This is a genomic window from Lishizhenia tianjinensis (assembly GCF_900116425.1).
Classification (GTDB): Bacteria; Bacteroidota; Bacteroidia; order Flavobacteriales_D; family Crocinitomicaceae; genus Lishizhenia; species Lishizhenia tianjinensis.
Window position 1 is genome coordinate 75,101 of the sequence record NZ_FPAS01000001.1, and the last position, 20,716, is coordinate 95,816.

The following is a 20,716-nucleotide window of genomic DNA, read 5'->3' on the forward strand; positions in this document are numbered from 1 at the left end:
AAATAGATTTATTATTCACAAAGTTCTCTAGCTGAGGTCAGCTTTTCCAAACTATTTTTTAGCCATCTCATTATCAATGTCTTTCCCTAAGAAATGTACAATCAAATATAAAATGATAATTCCCAAAGGCATAGTAATGAAAGAGGAAATACCCATAGCTCCAGGAATGATTCCAAAGAACAGGGCAACTCCACCTACCGTTAAGGCATAAGGCATTTGACTTTTGACGTGGTTGATGTGATTACAAGAACTCGCCAAACTACTCAATATCGTTGTGTCAGAGATAGGAGAACAGTGATCTCCTAACACAGAACCTGCCAATACACTGGCTATGGTGTTGTACATGATTAAAGTTGCATCATAATCCAAAGCATCGCTTGCTACGGTAAATGACAATGGAATTACAAGTGGGTACATTAAGGCCATGGTACTCCAAGAGGAACCCGTAGAGAAGGCAATGATGGCCGATAACACAAAGGTTAAACTTGGAATTATCCAAACGTGTTTGAATTCTCCGGCAAAGAAGCTCTTTAAGTAATCTGCAGTATGCAAATCTTCCGTAACGCTGGCTAAGGACCAAGCTAGAACTAATATTACTATGGCAGGCAACATGGTTTTAATTCCTGTCATTACAGACTCCATGGTGTCTTTTAAATCCATAATACCTTGACTCACCGTTAACAGTATAGCCAAAGCCAATCCACTTAAACTCGACCAAAGTAAGGCTGCATAAGAGTCTGCGTTACCTATTACCAAACCGAGTTTTCTAAAGAAGCTATCTGAGGAGGCATCAATTACTTGAAGATTGCTCCAAACGCTTCCGTTAAAACTGCCAGCAACATCAATTATTTGTTGTTCACAGCTGGCAAGGCCTGTATATACCAAACCGATGATGGTACCTAGAACGACAGTTAAAATTGGTAGAAGTGCATTGAAGGCCCTGGGTTTTACTCCAGCTTTGGTTTCAAATTCTTTTAAATCTAACGTAGATTCATCATTGTCTGTACCACCATTTACACCCTCTTTTAAGGCTTTGCGTTCAAAATTGAGCATGGGCCCAAAGTCCTTTTGCTTGTACAACAAGAAGAACATGAAAAACAAGGTGAAAATAGGGTAGAAGGAGTAGGCCAAAGAGCTCATGAATATACCATAGGCTCCTTCATTTATTTCACCTCCGGCGGCTGTAATTTTGTTTACACCATCAGAGATGTAAGTTAATTCTGCACCTATCCATGTGGTGATAAAAGCAATGGCTGCAATGGGTGCGGCTGTTGAATCTACGATATAGGCTAATTTTTCTCTTGAAATTCTAAGCTTATCTGTTACTGATCGCATAGTGTTACCTACAACCAGTGTATTTGCGTAATCATCAAAGAAAATGGCTATTCCTAAAAAATAAGTGGTCAACATTCCCGACTTTCGAGTTTTGGCAAAATTCACGATACGGTTTACCACACCTTGCATACCTCCGTTCTTTGAAATAAGGGCTACAATAGAACCTATGAGAAGGGAGAAGAGGATGACTGAGACATGACTGCCGTCTGACAAGGCATGTACCATGTACTTATCCAGCACAGTAAAAAATGCGCTAAAAATTCCGATGAAACCATCTGCGTAACAAGAGAAAACAGCAGCTCCTACTAAAATACCTATGAAAAGAGAAGAGATAACCTCCTTAAATAAGAGGGCCAAAGCTATGGCAATAAGTGGTGGGAGTAAACTCAACCAACCCGGAATTACCATAGGTTCGTTGTGTGTATAACCTTCGTTGAGTTCTATAGTTCCGTTATGAATTTCAATCTCTCCTTTGTAACCTTCATCCGTTGGCGTAAGTGCAACGTTTTCACCGTTTATCCAAAGGTGATTGATTTCCTCAGAAGTAGTAAGGGTGAAGGTGACTTGTTCTCCTTTCAATACTAATTCTGGAAATGTAAGGGTATTTTGCGCCTTTAAACCTAAGCTTAGAGTACAAAGTAGTACGAGAAATATATAACGCATATGATGAGTTTCTTTTAGCGGATTCGAAAATAATCCATTTAAAGAGAATCGCCTATTTCCCGATGAATTTTATCGAAAAATAGGCGATATGTAAAATTATTATTCTGCTTTGAAGTTTTTATTATTTCCTTTCGTGTAAGGAATATTCGCTGCATTTAATTTTTCTTGTAAGGCAGCAACACGTGCCATGTAAGTTTCAATCGTCGGACGCAAGGCTGTGTATTCTTCCTCTGCAATTTTTATGTCCATTTGTTGCGTGGTAGTTGGAGCAGCTGTAGTTCCATAACGTTGGTAGTTCACCGTTCCTACTCGACCAGCGATACTTGGTGCTGTTTCAATTTCAAGGCTAGATTTTAATCTATCTCCCCACATTTTAATGCGAATCTCCTCGGCCATTTCTTCCAAAGCATTTACTTCCTTCAATAGGTTTAAATCTGCATTTGGTGCTTGAATTATCGCTGCTTTGATGAATTTTAAACGTTCTTCATTTTCTACATACATACTTGCTGTACCAGAAATCTTTCTGTTGATCTCCATCATGCGTTGAGCAAAGGCCAAATTCTCTTCTTGAGAAGGATTTGCCAACATTTGGTTTTCTAGAAGTTTCACTTCAAAATTAGAAGTCGGTACAAGCTCTGTTATTGTTCCATTGTCTTCTAAATAAACAGTTACTTGATAAGTACCAGGGCTTACTAAAGGACCTTCATCTGGATTACTATATCTACCCGGTTTAAATTTATTCAAACGAATAGGGTTAGTAGAAGGAAGTCTCAAGTTCCAAGTCATGCGCTGTGTTCCTTGTTTAGGAGCAGAGAATAAACGTCTTACTGGATTACCATTAGCATCTGTAATTACCCAAATTAACTGTACTTTTTCTTCTCTTTTTTCTGCTCTAAGTTCTACCAGTGTAGGGTAGGAGTTTGCAGCGCCATTTTTCTCATTTTCTTTTTCTGTTGCTTGACGTTCGTCTTTCAAGGTTTTGTATTCATTTTTCAAGTACAAGGTAAACGTCGCTCCGTATGCTGGGTTTTCTGCTACGTACATAGCTGCTCCTTGAGATCCTACTCCGCGTAAGCCTAAAGGATTGCTTTCTACATATAAATCTGCTTTTGGAATAGGGAAGAGATGAGCCGTTTTGTTCAATTGTTCTGTACTTAATTGACGCAATAAGGCATAGTCATCTAAAACATAGAACCCTCTACCAAAACTAGCCAAAACCAAATCATCTTCTCTTTCCTGGATGTCCATGTCTCTAACAGCTATTGTCGGAAGTCCATTTTTCAAAGCATTCCAATTTGCTCCAGCGTCTGTTGAGAAAAATGCTCCAAATTCAGTTCCTACAAAAAGCAAGTCTTTGTTTTTATGATCTTGTTCCATACAGTAAGTAGAACCTTTTTCTGGTAGATTATTACTGATATTCGTCCAGCTTTTTCCTTTGTTCTTACTTACAAAAACATAAGGTTTAAAGTCACCATTCTTGTGGTTATTGAAAATGGCGTAAACTGTATTTGCGTCGTGCTTAGAGGCAAACAATTGGTTTACGTAGGTATTAGCAGGAACTCCATCTATACCTGAGATTTTTGTCCAATTTTTCCCATCATCTTCAGATACCTGTATCAAACCATCATCTGTACCAACATATAAAAGTCCTTTTTGAACGGGAGATTCATCCAGGGCAACAATGTTCCCATAAATCGTCGTTGATTTATTTTTCATCACCGCATCCATACTCCAAACCTGATCCATTACTGGAAGTTGGTTTCTATCGATTTGCTGTGTTAAATCAGGAGAAATGGTTTGCCAAGTATTTCCTCTGTCTGTAGATTTGAACAATTTGTTGGCCGCAAAATAAAGTGTTTTGTGATCGTGCGGAGAGATCAATAGTGGAGCATCCCAGTTCCATCTGTAGGCGTCTTCTCCTTTTCCAGGTTGAGGCTGGATTCCAATCTTTTCTCCTGATTGTTTGTCATAACGAACTAACCATCCGTATTGCGACTGAGCATAAACGATATTAGACTCAACAGGATCAATTGCAGATTCAAATCCATCACCACCGTTGGTAATGAACCAATCTGAATTTAAAATACCTGCATTATTGATAGTTTGTGAAGGTCCTCCCAAAGAGTTATTATCTTGAGTTCCTCCATAGATGTAATAGAAAGGTTCTGCATTATCTACCGCAACCTTGTAAAATTGTGTTACCGGTAAATTGGCATAGAATTTCCAATCTTGTGCGTGGTTGTAAGTTTCGTAAATTCCTCCATCACATCCTACTAACCAGTGATCAGTGTTGTTTGGATTAATCCAAATGGTATGGTTATCTACGTGTTTGTTTTTTTCACCTGTTCTTTTGAATGTTTTACCTCCGTCTTCTGTATGGTGTAACCAAGTATCCATAGAGAAGACTTTGTCTACATCGTAAGGATCACAAATAATTTCTTGGTAGTAATTACCTGAAGTTACATGTCCAGATTGTTTGCTCCAGCTTTCTCCTTTGTTCACCGATTTGTAAAAACCTTGCTTTCCGTAACGTGCTTCAACAATGGCGTAAACAACATTAGGGTCTGCTGGCGAAACAGCAATTCCTAAACGTCCCATATCGTTTGTCGGCAAACCTTTGGCACTTTCTTTCCAAGTTTTACCTCCGTCTGTAGATTTGTATAAAGTAGATTCTGGTCCACCACCTATATAGGTGTAAACATGACGTCTTCTTTGATGCGCCGCTGCGTATAAAATATCTGGATTCGAAGGATCTATAGCGATTTCTGAAATTCCTGTGTTTTCTGAAACAAATAAAGTTTGAGTCCACGTTTCACCACCATCTGTGGTCATGTAAACACCGCGTTCACCTCCTTTGCTCCAAAGTGGACCATAAGCGGCTACCCAAACAATATTTTCATTTTCTGGGTGTATGATGATGTTACCTATGTGCTCAGAATTTTTGAGTCCCATGTTTTTCCAGGTGTTTCCTCCATCCAAAGATTTGTAAACCCCATCTCCATAAGCAACAGAACGTTGGTTGTTGTTCTCTCCTGAACCCAACCATACGGTATTCGGATTACTCGGTGCATATTCTACACAAGCAACAGAGTAAGAACCGTAATTATCAAAAACCGGTGTAAAAGTAGTACCGTGATTGGTGGTTTTAAAAACATTTCCAGAAGCCACAGCTACCAACCATTCATTGGGGTTGTTGGGGTGAACTTTTAAATCGGCAATTCTACCAGAGGTAACGGCCGGACCAACATTTCTGAATTGTAAAGCAGCATAACTACTACTGGGTAGTGTTGCATCTTCTTTTTTATCTTTCTTTTGGGCAGTTGCAGTACCTGCAATAAAAAAGGCACTTAAAGCTATTGCGGAAAGTTTTTTCATGGTTTTTTGTTTTATGGACCTTAAATATAGGAATGTAATTAAGAATATAGAATTAAGAATGATGAAAGGGGAAGAGTAGTTTTGATTGTGAGAAGTGAGTAAAGGGAAAGGAAATCAAGGTTAGGTGTGTTGCATTTCAGGCGTAAGGTCTACTTTCATGATTTAAAGAAGTATACTTTTTAAAATTTGAATTAGTTTTAAAGAGAAAATTAAACTTAACACACTGCTTATGAATACGAAATACCATGATTTGTACAAGGAGATTTTTGAGACCTTCAGAGAATATGAAGGAACTGTCATTGAAGATCAAATTAATAAATTGAGAGAATTCGACTCCTTTCTTCCTCCCTCACAATCTTTTTTTATCGTTTCTAATACCACAAAAAACAGCTTTGAATTTGTGAGTGAAAATTTCGAAGTCGTACTAGGGTTGGAAATTGATAGAATGATAAATGAAGGGATTAACTATTGGTTCTCCTTTATACACCCCGAAGATTTAGAAATTTGGTTGAATATCATGGCGGATTTGATGCTTTTCACGATGACTGAGGTTTCTCCAGAGGAAAGACCCTTGCTTCATTATACGTGGAGTTTTAGAGTGAAAAATAAAAAAGGAGTGTATGTAAAAATCTTGGAGCATCAAACGCCTACCTTCTTCGATGAACATGTAAAACCAGTTATGGGAGTAGCTCAATTGACGGTTTTGGAAGAAAATCAACATTCACCCATGGTGGCAACGGTTAAAAAACTAAATGCTAATAAGGAATACGAAACCTTGTTTTATAAAAACTATTCCCAAAAATTAATTGCAACAGATTTAAGCAATAGGGAACTGGATGTACTAAGACTTTTGGCCTTAAATAAAACAAGTAAGGAAATAGGAAACCAATTGTTTATTAGCTCTCATACCGTGGACGGACACAGACGCAAAATATTAAAGAAATTAGATTTTTCTAAAACCAATGAGCTGGTAAGTTATTGTATGAAAAATCAATTGTTTTAAACCAAAAAACTGCTAACGTTTAAGTTAGCAGTTTCATTTAATTAGCAGTGAGTTTATAGGCTAGTATTTGACTATCCTGAAAACTTTTTGGCTTTCGGTTTGACTGATTTTTATGAAATAAACTCCGGCATTGTTTGGTAACAATAACTCTTGGTTTTTTAGTGTTTCGAAGTGATGATTCTGAACAACTTTACCTGTTGCGTCTAATATTTCAATGGTCACATTTATTAGGGTTTGTTGCGATGAAAGGAAGAGGATACCTTCAGATGGATTTGGGTATACTTGAATAGATTCAAGAGATAGTTCCTCTAACCCTATGGTTTGAATCGTGTAACACAGACTCGTATCTACACAGGAGTTGTACTCAACGATTACTGCATAGTTACCATTGTTGTTGGGTATGAAATCTTGACTGGTTGCACCAGAAACTTCGACCATTCCGTTATCACAATCTAACCATTGGTAAGTTGCATTGTTTTGGTTTGCGATTAGGGTAGGATCATTATTGGTGACGGTTAAATCAGGAACAGGATTAATGGTCAGGTCAAGTGTAACAATAGAGTCACACCCTGCAGCATTTGTTCCTGTCCAAGTGTAGGTCCCTGTTGTTGTGTAGTTTGTTCCATTCCAATCGAATTCGTTACATGCAGAAATAACTTCAGAAGAGGACGTGGGTTGGAGTATAGTCAAATCTAAGGTAGCAGTAGAGTCACATCCTGCAGCATTTGTACCTGTCCAAGTGTAGGTCCCCGTTGTTGTGTAGTTTGTTCCATTCCAATCAAAATCGTTACATGCAGCAATAACTTCAGAAGAGGACGTGGGTTGGAGTATAGTCAAATCTAAGGTAGCGGTAGAGTCACAGCCTACAGCATTTGTACCTGTCCAAGTGTAGGTCCCCGTTGTTGTGTAGTTTGTTCCATTCCAATCGAAATCGTTACATGCAGCAATAACTTCTGAAGATGACGTGGGTTGGAGTATTGTCAAATCTAAGGTAGCGGTCGAGTCACATCCTACAGCATTTGTACCTGTCCAGGTGTAGGTACCTGATGTTGTGTAATTCGTTCCGTTCCATGTATAGGTATCACATTCGGTAATGACTTCAGATGAACTACTTGGTTGAAGTATGGTTAAATCCAAAGTTGCCGTGGAGTCACATCCCGCAGTGTTAGTTCCTGTCCAATTGTAAACACCTGTTGCAGTATAATTGGTCCCGTTCCAATCGTAGTTGTCACAGGCAGAAATAACCTCTGAAGATGTTGTGGGAGCAAGTATTGTAAGATCTAATGAAACTGTTGAATCACATCCATATTGATTACTCCCTGTCCAGTAATAAATTCCACTAGAGGTATAGGTATTACCATTCCACGTGTAATCTGAACATGAAGACATTGCAATTTCCACAGAATCGATAGGGTTCACTGTAATTTGATGAGATATGCTATCTACACAACTTCCGTTTTCTACAATTAGTTTTACATCATATGTACCGGGTAGAGAAAAGGTGTGATTTAAAGTAGTAGAACTACTGTATTCTGCGGTGCCATCACTTTCCATGTCCCAAGTATAAATAGAGTTTGCATCAACTACCGTAGAGGTATTTGTAAAACTGTTAGCGTCACCTAAACATACTTGCTGCGTATAAGAAAAATCAACTAAAGGTAAATCACAAGAAAGACGGGTAAACTCTCTGCTTTCATAAAGTCCCCAAACATTGTTAGCATCTTTAAATCGGATATATAACCTATGGTTGGCATCTGTGGCTAACGATGAAATGTTTATGTTTTCTAAAAGGTTTACAGTATCTGCGGGGGTGAAATTAGTAATGGAAATACCATTTCCTACACCAGGGTCTGTATTAAAAAAGTACTCAGCTTCAACAATTGGATAGTTCTGCGTTGCTTGTGGCGTAGGGATGACGTAAAAGGATTTCCCTTCGTAAAGTCCGTAGTTATTCAAATCATCTTTAAACCTGATGTAAATTCTATGAAACCCGCTAGAAACACCTGTTAAGTCTACGTTTAAACTCATGTCTAGTGTATCTGTTGGAGAGAAGTTGGGGATAGGTGTTCCGTTTCCAATACCGGGATCAGTATCAATGAAGTATTCGGCTCCATCTAATTGGGCGGTTGTATTCGCATAGGGTTGACCATTTGGTATCACATAAAACTTTCGTCCTTCATATAAACCGTATTGTCCTACAGAATCTGTAAATCTAACATAGAGTGTATGGAATCCCTCAGAAAGCGATGAAATGTCTATGTTTAGGTTAATATCTACGGTGTCATTCGCAGTAAAACTAGGAATAGCAGTTCCATTTCCTATTCCTGGATCTGTATTGAAGAAGTATTCACCTCCGGTGATTTTTTGTCCCCACGAAAGCAAGGGGAGGAGGAGCAGTGCAAAAAGCAGTTGCTTGATAAATAAAAATCGTCTCATGGCCTAGTGGTTTGTGATTCCTTTGATTTCTACATTCAAAGTACCGTTTAAAGGAACACTCGCGTTTTGTATATCCATTTGGTTGACCTGTGGAATATTGGCTTCTTGGGCATACATAAAACCAGATCCTGAAATTCCACCTTCAGGCCAAGGGTGAGGTCCTCCATAAATTCCTAAATCCGTACCATCTGTACCCGCATTTTTTACAGGAGAAGTTGCAAGGAGATTCAAGTCATCTGTATCGTCAATGTATAAGTTGGTTTCATTTACAAACAAAGGGTTAACTCCTTCAAAGTTGTTACCACCAGTATTGGTTCCTGTAAGAGTAAATTGATTGTTAGTGGCACCAAAAACTAGATTATAATTGTATGTGTTATAGTTGGAGCTGCTTTGAGGATCATAACCGTACCATATGTTATTGGTGAAAATCGTGTGTGAAGAACCAACGGAACTAATGAACATATTATTAGTGAATAAGACAGTGCTTGTTGAACTAGGATGAATGTCAACATTTTGGAATATGTTGTTTGAGAAAATACAATTATATAAGTTAGGTGTATAATAGGTTTGTATTGCCAAGCTCCAATTGTTGTAAACTTGAATATTATTATAGTTACCTGAATTAATGACTAAATTACCTTGGCATCGGGTGATTAAGATATGTGACAGTGATGAGTTTGTTACACTATTTTGAAGGTTAAAGGTTCCGTAAAGCCCTTCAATACTCGTGCTGTCAGCATTTCCCAAACCTGCATTGTAAATAATTATATTAGCTATAGAGTGTAACGCATTTTGCTTGTCTGGATCATAACCAGCTCCTTTGAAATGTAATTGCTTATATACGTTACAAGAACCATAACTTGTTGAAGATCCTGTTAATAGTATTGTATCTCCAGCCGCTGCTGCCGTTACAGCAACTTGTAAATCAGTGTAAACTCCTGCTGGTGCGGTTACATTGTTGTCTACCACGATGATGGCAGCAAATGCATTCGATGCACTCAAGATGAATGCGGTTAAAATTAGATAGTAAGTTTTCATAAGTCAATTTTTCTTTCAAAGGTATTTTGACTACGAATATGAATCAACACTCAATATTGAGTGTTTTTTGAAAGTGGTCTATTCTTGATTGATCTTCAAACCCCGGAATTCTTTAGTTAAGTATTCTTGATTCTTTGAATTAAAAAAGCCCAACTCTTACAAGTCGGGCTTTACATATTTTATGGTATTGCGCTTAGTTCAACTGAAGTTGACTCAAATTCGCGTACACCCCATTTTCAATTTGAACTAATTCGTTGTGTGTACCTTGTTCAACTACTTTACCGTGTTCTAATACCAAAATTTTATCTGCATTTCTGATGGTAGACAAACGGTGAGCGATAACAATAGAGGTTCTTCCTTCCATTAAATTCTCCAAAGCTTCTTGTACCAATCTTTCAGATTCAGAATCTAAAGCAGATGTTGCTTCATCCAATATTAATATTCTAGGGTTCTTCAACAAGGCACGCGCAATGGCGATACGTTGTTTTTGTCCACCAGAAAGTTGTATTCCTCTATCTCCAACTTCTGTGTCTAATCCTTGAGGGAAGTCTTTGATAAATACCCAAGCATTGGCTTTTTTAGTTGCTTCGATAATTTCTTCTTCGCTCGCATTTACATTACCGAACTTAATGTTTTCTCTAATGGTTCCAGCAAATAAGATTACCTCCTGTGGAACAATGGCCATTTGAGAACGCAAATGTTCAACTGAAATATCTTCCACTTTGTTGCCGTCATAAGCAATAGAACCACTGTCTATGTCGTAGTAATTGAATAGAAGAGAGGCTATGGTAGATTTACCGGCACCGGAACTACCTACCAAGGCTATGGTTTGGTTTTTCTTTGCTTCAAAAGAAATACCCTTTAATACTTCTATATCCTTACGCTGAGGGTAGGCAAAGTTTACATTCTCAAAGCTGATGTTTCCTTCCAACGTAGGCTGCAAGCTTCCTTGTTTCACCTCAAACTCAGTTTTTTCAGAAATGATATTCATCAAGTTTTCAACGGCTCCAATAGACTTTTGTATCCCTGCATATAAATCTGGTATACTTCCGAAAGAGGCTCCCATCATTATCGTAAACATAATGAAAGAGAAGAATTGTTGCGATGAAATTTCAGGGTCTGGACCTTGGGTCATTTTTATTCCTTGCCAAATAATAAAGACGATGGCACTGGTCATAAAGAAGATCATGAATGAAACGAAAACACCTCTCCATAATCCACTTTTCACATTTAAGTTTCTAATTTCTTCTGTTGCCTTTTTGTACTTATTTAAGGTAAAGATTTCGTGGGTGAAAGATTTAATGTTGGTAATCCCCATCAAAGCTTCTTCTACTATAGAGTTACTTTCGGCATTAAAGTCTTGCGCGTTTTTAGATAACTTACGAATAAATCTACCGAAGAACACGGCAATGATTGCAATCACTGGAACTGTAGATAACATAATCAAAGCTAATTTCCATGATGTCAATACCAAGAAAAGCACTGAACCAACTACCGTAATGATTTGTCTGAAAAATTCAGCGATGGTGGTTCTTAAGGTTTCTTGTACTTGTGTGATGTCATTCGATACTCTACTGGTTAATTCTCCTACCTTATTCTGGTTGAAGAAATCCATGGGCATGTAAATCAATTTTGAGAAAGCGTCGTTACGAATGTCTCTTAAGGTGTTTTCTGTTACATTGGTGAAAAGTACAACCCTAAAGAAAGAGAAAACCGACATAGCTCCAAATAATACAAGTAGCAATAGGGCAACATCATTGACGTTATCTAAATTAATAAGACTCACCGTATCGGCCATATTGGTGGGTGTTTCAGTAGATTCACCACCTAATAATTGCCCCATTAGATATGGGAAAGCAAGGCCTGATAAAGAAGAAAGTACCAAGCAAATCCATCCAATTGCAAAAACAAAAGAGTAGGGCTTCAAATAAGAGAAGATTCCTTTTGCTTTTTGTACAGATTCTTTACTTAATTTTACTTTTTCGCGCTTGCCTTTCTTTCTTGGTCCTAACATTTACGTGCTATTTTCGGACAAAAGTAACGCTTGCGTAGAATAAGTTGTTCATTTTTAAATAAATTTGTGCAAGTATTTTGCGTAAAAGAAAATTTATATATCTTTGCAACCCTGAAACAGAGGAAACAGATATAGAATAAAAATACTTAATAATAGAAAGTCATGAGTAAAAGAACGTTCCAACCGTCACAAAGAAAGAGAAGAAACAAGCACGGTTTCCGTAGCAGAATGGCGACTAAAAATGGTCGTAAAGTATTAGCTGCTCGTAGAAGAAAAGGTAGAAAAAGCCTTACTGTATCAGATAACAAATTAGCGAAGAGATAATCTTAGCAATCTATAATATTCAAGCCCGACGAATTCGTCGGGCTTTTTTTATGTCTATAAGTTTGGGTTGAATCTCTTGGATAAACGGAAGGAAAGTATGGAGCAAGAGTAGGGAGAATTGACGAAGTGGAGTTGAGAGGGGGAGTTAAGAGCTCGATAGATTTTTAGATGGTTAACTATCCTTGAATCCTTCAAATCTTTGAATTGTTGAATCCTTGAATTGTTGAATATATAATGTTCGGCCTTCGAGACTTCTCGTTCCTCGAACCTCAGGTCTCAGATCTTAGATGGAAACTAGACAGCTAGATTTCTAGATACCTAGAAGAAGAATTATTTAAAGAATTTTTCAAATCCTTCAAATCCTTCAAATCTTTGAATTGTTGAATTGTATGATGTTCGGCCTTCGAGACTTCTTGTTCCTCGAACCTCAGGCCTCAGAACTTTCATAGAAGCAAGACAGTTGGATTTCTAGATACCTAAAGTTTGAATAGAGTAAGTAGCTTTTCAAATAATCAAATCATTGAACAAAAAAAAGGCCTCCCCGAAGAGAAGCCTTTTTCCAATTATGTTTAGTCGTCTTATTTTCTCACTAACTGTAAGAAACCTTGACCTTCTGCATTCTTGTCTTCTGATGTTCCTTCTAAGTAGAAGTAGTAGAAGTAAGTTCCTTCTGCTGCATCAGTACCGCTTTTGTTTGTACCGTCCCAAGCTGGCATTGTTTGTTGAGATGGTAATAAAGAAGCGTCGTATTCTTCTGTATGATCATACATAACATTACCCCATCTGTTTGTAATTACTAAACGAATTGTAGAGTAATTTGAAGCAGTGATGAAAGTAAACATTTCGTTCTTACCATCATCTCCAGGTGTAAATACGTTTGGCATTGTAGCATTTGGCTCAGGGTAAATACAGCTTCCATCATCAGTTACAGCTAAATCACTGTAGTTTAATGCAGCAGGGTCTGTACAACCACAAGGTAATACTGTAACTTCCACCGTTGCCGTATCAGAACAGTTGTCAGATTGACGAGCAATCAAAGTAACTGTAGTTGAAGCATTGAAAGTTTCTGTTTGTGCCGAGTTGTCAGAAACATCGTAAGAGTTTCCATTTCCAAAATCCCAAGTATATCCGATGTCTGCATTTGTAGATTCATTTGTAAATACAATCTCCAAAGGAACACAGCCTTCCGTTTGGTTTGGTGTAATTACAGCTGTAGGTGCATTTAATGCTTCAATGTAAGCACTATCCGTCGCTTTACAAGCGTCATCTTCTATCGTAAAGTAGTACCATCCTGGTCCTAAGTTACCCCATGCTGATCCATCGATACCATTTGGCGAGTTAGGTCCTGGTCCAGACCAGTTCAAATCTTCTGTTCCAACTTCTCCACTGTAGTATGCAGAAACGTAACCATCTTGAGAACACCCTGAAGTGTTTCCGATTTGAATAGAGTCAACTTGTAAGTTCTGGTGAACAATTAAAAGTGTACTGTCATACCTTTGGTATCCACAACCATCTGTAATTTCAACATAGTACAATAGGGTGTCATAAGTGTTTCCTCCCGTTGGTAAAGCCGTAGGTTGCGTTGTAGACGGAACTTGAGGCCAGAATACGTTGTAAGGAGCAACTCCGTTTGCAAAGTTTGTCACAGATACTTCTGGGTTTGTTGTTGGACAATCAGAGTAAACCGTATCCACCAAGTTGTAAGTCATTGCATCTGGGTGAACGTAGATAGAAATAGTATCAGAAGTACAGTGGTAAACACCTAAGGTATCGTACACATCTACTACGAAATTAGAATCTTGTGTAATAACTGCTTCAAAAGATACAACGTTACCTAAAGCACCTGTGTTAAAGTTAGATGAAGGTCCTGTTCCATACCACCATTCTAAATCTGTTGTAACCCCACAAGGAGCACCTGTTGCGTTAATAATGATGTTGTCTAACCCCCAGTTGTCATTCGCTGAACTTGAAGATTGTTCTTGTATCCATCTAAATCTTGTATTTGTACTCAATGCGTTAATTGGAATTGGAATAGTATAAGTATCCCAAGACGTAAACTGAGTAATGTTTCCCGGAGGTAAAACTCCTCCTGATGTGTTTGGGTTTTGTGGTAAAATCTGTCCAGAAGGGGAGAAGTAACAAACTGGTTGGAATGGTCCACCATTTACAGAATACTGTAATTCAACCCCCTCATCACCTTCATCAGGTCCTTCACATGGAGCTGGCTGACTCTGAATAGAGAAAACCATATCAAAGATGATAAATCCACCACAAGATACGTCAAATCCAGCTGTTGTAATTCCTGGTGTTGTACCACTTGATGCCGTTGATGCCCAGTAATACGGTGTTGCATCTAAACTTTGTCCACAAGGCTCAGAGAAACTAGTTCCTCCTGCTGCCTGCCAAGCTGGAGGCATAGCCGAGTTGTTAAAGTTAAAGGCCTGGTTACCATTTACCAAGTTGGCAAAGGCAAATATTTCTACTGTATCTCCAATACAAACTGTTGAGTCATCTGGATAAACAACCGCCGAACAATAGTTACTTTGAGCAAAAGATCCCAAAGCAGCAGTTGCCGAGGCTAAGAGTGATAATAATACTTTTTTCATCGTAGTACTTATTATTTAATTTCAATAAACATGATTTGAACACCTTCGAATGTCCATCCTCCTTCTAAGTTAGGATTTGCTACAATACGAGAAGTACCTCTTGTTTCGAAGTTACAATCTCCAGTAATCGTTTCTCCTGCACCTATAGTAAGTGTAGTTTTAAATTCACTGTCGTAGTCACATCCTGAACATCCTTCTACGTAGCTTAAAGCGATACCGAAGTCAACCGTTTTTTCCACGTTTGTAGTGTTTTCTATTTTAACAAAAATGTAAACCAAAGGTTTTTGTCCTTCAAAGACCATACATTCTTGCTTAGCAACAGAAAACTTAACGCCGTCTTGTTCTTCAATTTGAACAAACTCCGTAGTTAACTCACTGTCGTTGATTTGGTTTTGGGCAAATGACACTTGTGAAATCAGCATTGCTGACAAAAAGGTCAAACCTAAAAGAAGCTTTTTCATGTTTTTGCTGTGTTAATGTTATATAGTACTAGACTATGCTTGTTTTTTAAAAGTTGCACTAAGATGAAAAAAAAATAACAATTGTGAAATTTATTTTAGAATTAAAACAGATATGCTTCGATTTGAAATGTTTTGGTCAAATGGTGTCGGACAAAAACAAGACAAGGAATAAAGAGCTTCAGATTTCATTTCTTCTCTTTCTGAAATCGATAAAATTCGTTTTTAAGGGGGTGAGAAAATTTTTTTTGGTCAGTTAATGAAAGATCAGTAGCTTGTGTAAGAACTAATTAAACTACTGGTTATGAGAAGATTTTACTCGTTTTTTTTAATGTTGATTTTGCTGTTTTTTGGTAGAGGAGTCCTCGGACAAACAGCGACAACCATTCCTTATTTTACAGGTTTTGAGAATGGACTGGATGGGTGTTGGAGTACCTATGTACAGTCTAGTAATTGTGAAGTGGCCATTTATACAAGTGGAACTTATGTGTGGAGTGGAAGTTCTGCGGATGCCTACACAGGTACACATTTTTTAGGTTTACATAATGCCGTTGGAGGTTTGTTTGAAACCACACATGCAGCCTTACATTTAGATTTGGCAGGAGAATCTGGTTTGCGTTTTTCATTTTATTTAAGTGAATGGAATGAAGAGGATCATCCCCAAGATGGAATTTATATTTCAGATGATGGAGGAACCACCTATACGGAGGTGTTTCATTATAATGGGACACAGTATACAGATTTGCAGTACACACATTTCGATTGGAGTTTGGATAGTATAAACGCTTTGTACAACCTAAGTTTTAATTCAAATTATGTAATTAAGGTGCAGCAGCATGACAATTTCTACTTTGGAGGCGGAAACGATGGTTTTTTGTTGGATGAAGTATCTGTGTATGAGGTGTGCGCAACGGCCTCTGGTCAAAATGTATATTTATGTGGTTCGGGATCCTATACTGTTCCGAGTGGAGATGAAATTTATACAACTCCTGGGAGTGTTACGGATACCTTAATGAACAGTCAAGGTTGTGATAGTGTTTTGTACATTAATCTATTGCAGGGAAATTCAAGCGCAACGATGTATGAGTTTTCTTGTACAGGATCGTTTACAGCACCAGATGGTCAAATATTAACGACTTCGGGAAATTATACGATTACTATACCCAATGCTGTGGGTTGTGACAGCGTGATTGATTTGTGGGTTATCGTTGGAACACCTTCAGGCTCTCATATCACTGTAAATTCTTGCGGCGATTATACAGCACCAGACGGACAAGTATATACATCGTCCGGGAATTATGTAGCGGTTATTCAAAATGCTATAGGCTGTGATAGTACGATAGCTATTGATTTAAATATTACCCCCAATGCAAGTGGTTCAGAAACCATTAGTAGTTGTGGAGATTTTACCTGGTCGGATGGAAATACTTACACCACCTCAGGTACGTATACCCAAACTTTGGGAGCGAGTAATGGGTGTGATTCTATCGTGACCTTGGACTTAACGATAGATCCAGAACTAGATGTTACCATCGTAAGTACGGACAATGTTACCCTAGAAGGACAAGGAGCTGTGAGTTATGATTGGATAGATTGTGCCACAGGTAATGTGGTGGGAACGGGAACTAGTTTCACAGCCACAGCCAATGGAAGTTACGCGGCAGTGGGTAATGATGGTCCATATTGTTCTGATACATCAGAATGTTTTGCGGTGACAACAGTTGGGATAGATCAAGCGCAGTTCATAGCATTTGAAATGTATCCAAACCCTACGGCTGATGAAGTTTATTTTGAAGCCAACGCAAACTTAATAGAGGTAGTTGTTTTGGCAGTTGATGGTAGGGAAGTGTTGCGCTCTACTGAAACGAGTTTAAATGTTAAAGGATTAGCTCCTGCAACTTATCTTTTAGAATTCACTTATGAGGGAGATTACAAATTTACAAGACGACTTATTGTTGAGTAGAGGATTGGCTACTACATCTTCTTAAATTTTTAAATCCTTAAATGGTTAAATAAAAAAGGGCGATCATTCGATCGCCCTTTTACTATATTAAGCTTCTTTGTTTTCAGCTTCTTTTTTCTCTGGTTTCGGTAATAAAACCTTACGAGATAATTTCCATTTTTTCGTTTTAGGATCTTTTCCTACCACTTTAAACTTCAATAAATCTCCTTCTTTTACTACGTCTTCCATTTTCGCGATTCTTTCCCATGCGAACTCAGATACGTGAATTAACCCGTCAGTTCCTGGTAAAATCTCTACGAAACATCCGTATGCTTGAACAGATTTAACTTTTCCTTCGTATTCCATTCCTTCTTCAACTTGTGGAGGGAAGGCAATTAAACGAACTGCTTTCTCTGCTGCTTCCATAGCTTCAGCTCCTTCTGCCAAGATTTGAACTTTACCGTTTCCAGTTTCTTCAATCTCTTCAATGGTTACTGTAGCTCCAGAATCTTTCTGAATCTGTTGGATGATTTTTCCTCCAGGTCCGATGATAGCACCAATCATATCGTTAGGTACTTCGAAAGAAACAACTCTTGGTGCATTCTTCTTCAAGTCAGCATTTGGAGCTGGAATAGTTTCTAATAATTTGTTCAAGATGTGTAAACGTCCATCTTTCGCTTGCATTAACGCTTGTGTTAATACCTCGTATGGTAAACCGTCTACTTTAATATCCATCTGACAAGCAGTGATTCCCTTAGCAGTACCTGTTACTTTGAAGTCCATGTCACCTAAGTGATCTTCGTCTCCTAAGATATCAGATAATACTGCGAAATCTCCTTCTTTGTTGATGATCAATCCCATTGCGATACCAGAAACTGGTGCCTTCATTTGGATACCTCCGTCCATCAACGCTAAGGTTGAAGCACAAACTGTAGCCATAGATGAAGAACCGTTAGATTCCAAGATCTCAGATACTAAACGAATCGTGTATGGGTTGTCTTCTGGTAGCATAGGCTTAATAGCTCTAAATGCTAAGTTACCGTGACCAATTTCTCTACGAGATACTCCTCTAATTGGACGAGCTTCTCCAGTTGAGAATGGAGGGAAGTTGTAGTGTAACATGAAGTTTTCAGTACCTCTGAACGTAGCTCCATCTAATAACTGCTCATCTAATTTACCACCTAAAGTTAAAGTAGTTAATGATTGTGTTTCACCTCTTGTAAAAATAGCAGAACCGTGAGTCATTGGTAAGTAATCTACCTCACACCAGATAGGTCTGATTTCTTCGAACTTACGTCCATCTAAACGGATACGCTCTTTTAAGATAACGTAACGTACCGCTTCTTTCATTGCTTTCTTGAAGTAAACTCCAATTAAAGCTCCGTATTCTTCTTGCTCTTCTTCTGTGAATTGAGCTGTGATTTCTTCTTTGATTGCTCCGAATAACTCCGCTCTTTTTGCTTTGTCAGCTAATCCTTGACGCGCAACATCAGCACATTTGTCGTAAGCCATTTCGTGGATACGTTTCTCTAATGCTTCGTCGTGTGTTTCATGAGAGTATTCTCTTTTTGGAGATGAAGCAGGAACTTCTGCAGCTAATTCCAACTGGAATGCACATTGTTCTTTAATTGCTTCGTGACCTAATTTGATCACTTCTATCATGTCTTCTTCAGAGGCTTCTTGCATTTCACCCTCTAACATCACGATGTCTTTCTGCGTACCGGCTAACATAATGTCCATGTCAGCTTTTTCCATTTCCTCTTTCGTAGGGTTGATGATGTATTCACCTTCAACTCGCGCTACTCTTACTTCAGACATTGGTCCGTTGAAAGGAATGTCAGATACAGCCAAACAAGCAGAAGCAGCAAAACCTGCCAATGCATCTGGTTGGTGAATACCATCGTAAGAAATCAATTGTATCATCAATTGCGTATCTGCATGGTAATCTTCTGGGAACAATGGACGCAATGCACGGTCAACCAAACGCATGATTAAAACCTCGCTGTCTGTAGGACGCGCCTCACGTCTTAAAAATCCTCCAGGTATTTTACCTGCAGCTGCAAATTTTTCTCTGTAATCAACAGTCAAAGGAAGGAAATCAACTCCTTCTTTTGCTTCTTTAGCCGATACAACTGTTGCAAGCAACATTGTATCTCCCATTCGTAACACTACTGATCCATCAGCCTGCTTGGCTAACTTTCCTGTCTCGATGGAAATCTCTTTTCCACCTGTAGTGATGGTCTTTTTTATTCCTATATTCATATCTATGTATTACATATTCACACAGTTACACTGCGACTAACACCTGTTAAAGTGTTAGATTTTTTATAAAAAAAGGGCAGTCGAACTGAATCGATTGCCCCCTCTTAATACATTTTGTTTTCTAAAAATAAGAAAACTTTGTAGAATTATCTTCTTAATCCTAATTCCTTAACAATAGCACGGTAACGAGCGATGTCTTTTTTCTTTAAGTAATCTAAAAGACTTCTTCTTTTACCAACTAATAACTGAAGAGCACGTTGAGTAGCGTAATCCTTACGGTTCTTTTTCAAGTGTCCAGTTAAGTGACTAATTCTGTAAGTGAACAAAGCGATTTGTCCCTCTGCAGAACCTGTGTCTGCTCCTGATTTTCCGTGTTTTGCGAAAATCTCTTGTTTTTTTTCTGGTGCTAAATACATTCCAATATTGTTTAATGATTTTTATGTATACGCCTAAATGCGTGGGGCAAAGATAGTTTATTTTTTTGATTGAGGTTTTTTTAGGGAGTTTTCTTTTGATAAAAGATAGGGAGTAGAAGCTTTGGTTCAAAGGAATATATAAAAATAATATATATCACACGATTAAAATCGTGCGATAGCGCGGGGCAAAAGTAACAGTTTCCCACGCGATGAATTCGCGCGGAAGTGTTACTTTTCTAGGAAGGGTGCATTTAAGGGGTATAACCAAAGGTACAAAGCCATGAATTGCAGCGATAAAATTCTGATTTGTTTGTTTTGCTGTGCTTTGTACCTTTTCAATGAATTCAAAAATCAAAGTTCAAAAAGATAGCATTAGTAATATATATTTAAATTATGAAATCAATTTTCGCAATAACCTTTAGTCTATTCGTTTTTTCGAGCTTTTCTCAAACGGATTTGTCTGACGCAACCGTTTTTGAAGTGGATAAAGTTGAATCATCTTCTATTCCATTGCCGGTTTATCCTGCAGATTCTTGTTTGCTCTCGAAGGTTGGGGAACAGATTATTTATGCATCAGAAGGTTTAATTGGGAATAATTATATAAGGCAAGGTATACAGCATTCTTTTCTTGGAGCCTTGCATAAGGCTTATGCTGAGCATAGACCTTTTGTTTTAACACCTGAAGCTTTTTGGTTATGTATACTTCAGGGAGTGAATAGTATAAGGGAAATAGATAATTATGAAATGAAACCTTTCATTTTTTCTAAGAACTTAACAATGTCAAAATGTTTTTTAGCTCTGGCATTTATAAGTGCCTGACCTATTCCTGTATAATTGTAATTAA

General features: G+C 38.0%; 13 protein-coding genes. 4 read left to right on the forward strand and 9 right to left on the reverse strand.

Going from position 1 to position 20,716, the window contains the following annotated elements; all coding sequences use genetic code 11:
- Positions 1 to 51: 51 nt before the first annotated feature.
- Complete coding sequence (locus tag BM327_RS00380; RefSeq protein ID WP_090244972.1) at positions 52 to 1,998, reverse strand: Na+/H+ antiporter NhaC family protein; 1,947 nt, start codon at positions 1,996 to 1,998, stop codon at positions 52 to 54.
- A 99-nt stretch (positions 1,999 to 2,097) separates the two neighbouring features.
- Positions 2,098 to 5,373 carry a WD40/YVTN/BNR-like repeat-containing protein gene (locus BM327_RS00385; protein WP_090244976.1) on the reverse strand — a complete coding sequence of 1,092 codons (3,276 nt, stop codon included), beginning with the start codon at positions 5,371 to 5,373 and terminating at the stop codon, positions 2,098 to 2,100.
- Between the two features lie 229 nt (positions 5,374 to 5,602).
- On the opposite strand from BM327_RS00385, the gene BM327_RS00390 reads away from it, so the two are divergent.
- Positions 5,603 to 6,376, forward strand: coding sequence for a LuxR C-terminal-related transcriptional regulator (locus BM327_RS00390; protein WP_090244981.1), 774 nt, complete (start codon positions 5,603 to 5,605; stop codon positions 6,374 to 6,376).
- Positions 6,377 to 6,436: 60 nt separating this feature from the next.
- On the opposite strand, the gene BM327_RS00395 is transcribed toward BM327_RS00390, so the two are convergent.
- From BM327_RS00395 to BM327_RS00405, 3 genes are all read right to left on the reverse strand, one after another.
- Positions 6,437 to 8,812 (reverse strand): T9SS type A sorting domain-containing protein, encoded by a 2,376-nt coding sequence (locus tag BM327_RS00395; RefSeq protein ID WP_090244986.1) that lies wholly within the window; start codon positions 8,810 to 8,812, stop codon positions 6,437 to 6,439.
- 3 nt (positions 8,813 to 8,815) lie between these two features.
- A complete protein-coding gene (locus tag BM327_RS00400) occupies positions 8,816 to 9,850 on the reverse strand; it encodes a hypothetical protein (protein WP_090244991.1) in 1,035 nt (344 codons plus the stop codon).
- A 193-nt stretch (positions 9,851 to 10,043) separates the two neighbouring features.
- The gene (locus BM327_RS00405) at positions 10,044 to 11,864 is read right to left on the reverse strand and encodes an ABC transporter ATP-binding protein (protein ID WP_090244996.1); all 1,821 of its coding nucleotides are present in this window, start codon (positions 11,862 to 11,864) and stop codon (positions 10,044 to 10,046) included.
- A gap of 162 nt (positions 11,865 to 12,026) precedes the next feature.
- On the opposite strand from BM327_RS00405, the gene rpmH reads away from it, so the two are divergent.
- A complete protein-coding gene (gene rpmH / locus BM327_RS00410; RefSeq protein ID WP_090245000.1) occupies positions 12,027 to 12,188 on the forward strand; it encodes a 50S ribosomal protein L34 in 162 nt (53 codons plus the stop codon).
- A gap of 578 nt (positions 12,189 to 12,766) precedes the next feature.
- Here the strand turns inward: rpmH and BM327_RS00415 are convergent.
- The gene (locus BM327_RS00415) at positions 12,767 to 14,794 is read right to left on the reverse strand and encodes a T9SS type B sorting domain-containing protein (protein WP_090245005.1); all 2,028 of its coding nucleotides are present in this window, start codon (positions 14,792 to 14,794) and stop codon (positions 12,767 to 12,769) included.
- Positions 14,795 to 14,805: 11 nt separating this feature from the next.
- On the reverse strand, positions 14,806 to 15,255 hold the full coding sequence (locus BM327_RS00420; protein WP_139230185.1) for a hypothetical protein: 450 nt from the start codon (positions 15,253 to 15,255) through the stop codon (positions 14,806 to 14,808).
- A 301-nt stretch (positions 15,256 to 15,556) separates the two neighbouring features.
- Here BM327_RS00420 and BM327_RS00425 point away from each other — a divergent pair, with 301 nt between their 5' ends.
- Positions 15,557 to 17,215: a T9SS type A sorting domain-containing protein gene (locus tag BM327_RS00425; protein ID WP_090245013.1), complete on the forward strand. Its 1,659-nt coding sequence runs from the start codon at positions 15,557 to 15,559 to the stop codon at positions 17,213 to 17,215.
- An 87-nt stretch (positions 17,216 to 17,302) separates the two neighbouring features.
- Here the strand turns inward: BM327_RS00425 and BM327_RS00430 are convergent, their stop codons facing one another.
- Complete coding sequence (locus tag BM327_RS00430) at positions 17,303 to 19,456, reverse strand: polyribonucleotide nucleotidyltransferase (protein WP_090245018.1); 2,154 nt, start codon at positions 19,454 to 19,456, stop codon at positions 17,303 to 17,305.
- Between the two features lie 146 nt (positions 19,457 to 19,602).
- Positions 19,603 to 19,872: a 30S ribosomal protein S15 gene (gene rpsO, locus BM327_RS00435; RefSeq protein WP_090245022.1), complete on the reverse strand. Its 270-nt coding sequence runs from the start codon at positions 19,870 to 19,872 to the stop codon at positions 19,603 to 19,605.
- Between the two features lie 393 nt (positions 19,873 to 20,265).
- Here rpsO and BM327_RS15755 point away from each other — a divergent pair, with 393 nt between their 5' ends.
- The gene (locus tag BM327_RS15755; protein ID WP_139230186.1) at positions 20,266 to 20,691 is read left to right on the forward strand and encodes a DUF4419 domain-containing protein; all 426 of its coding nucleotides are present in this window, start codon (positions 20,266 to 20,268) and stop codon (positions 20,689 to 20,691) included.
- Positions 20,692 to 20,716 lie beyond the last annotated feature (25 nt).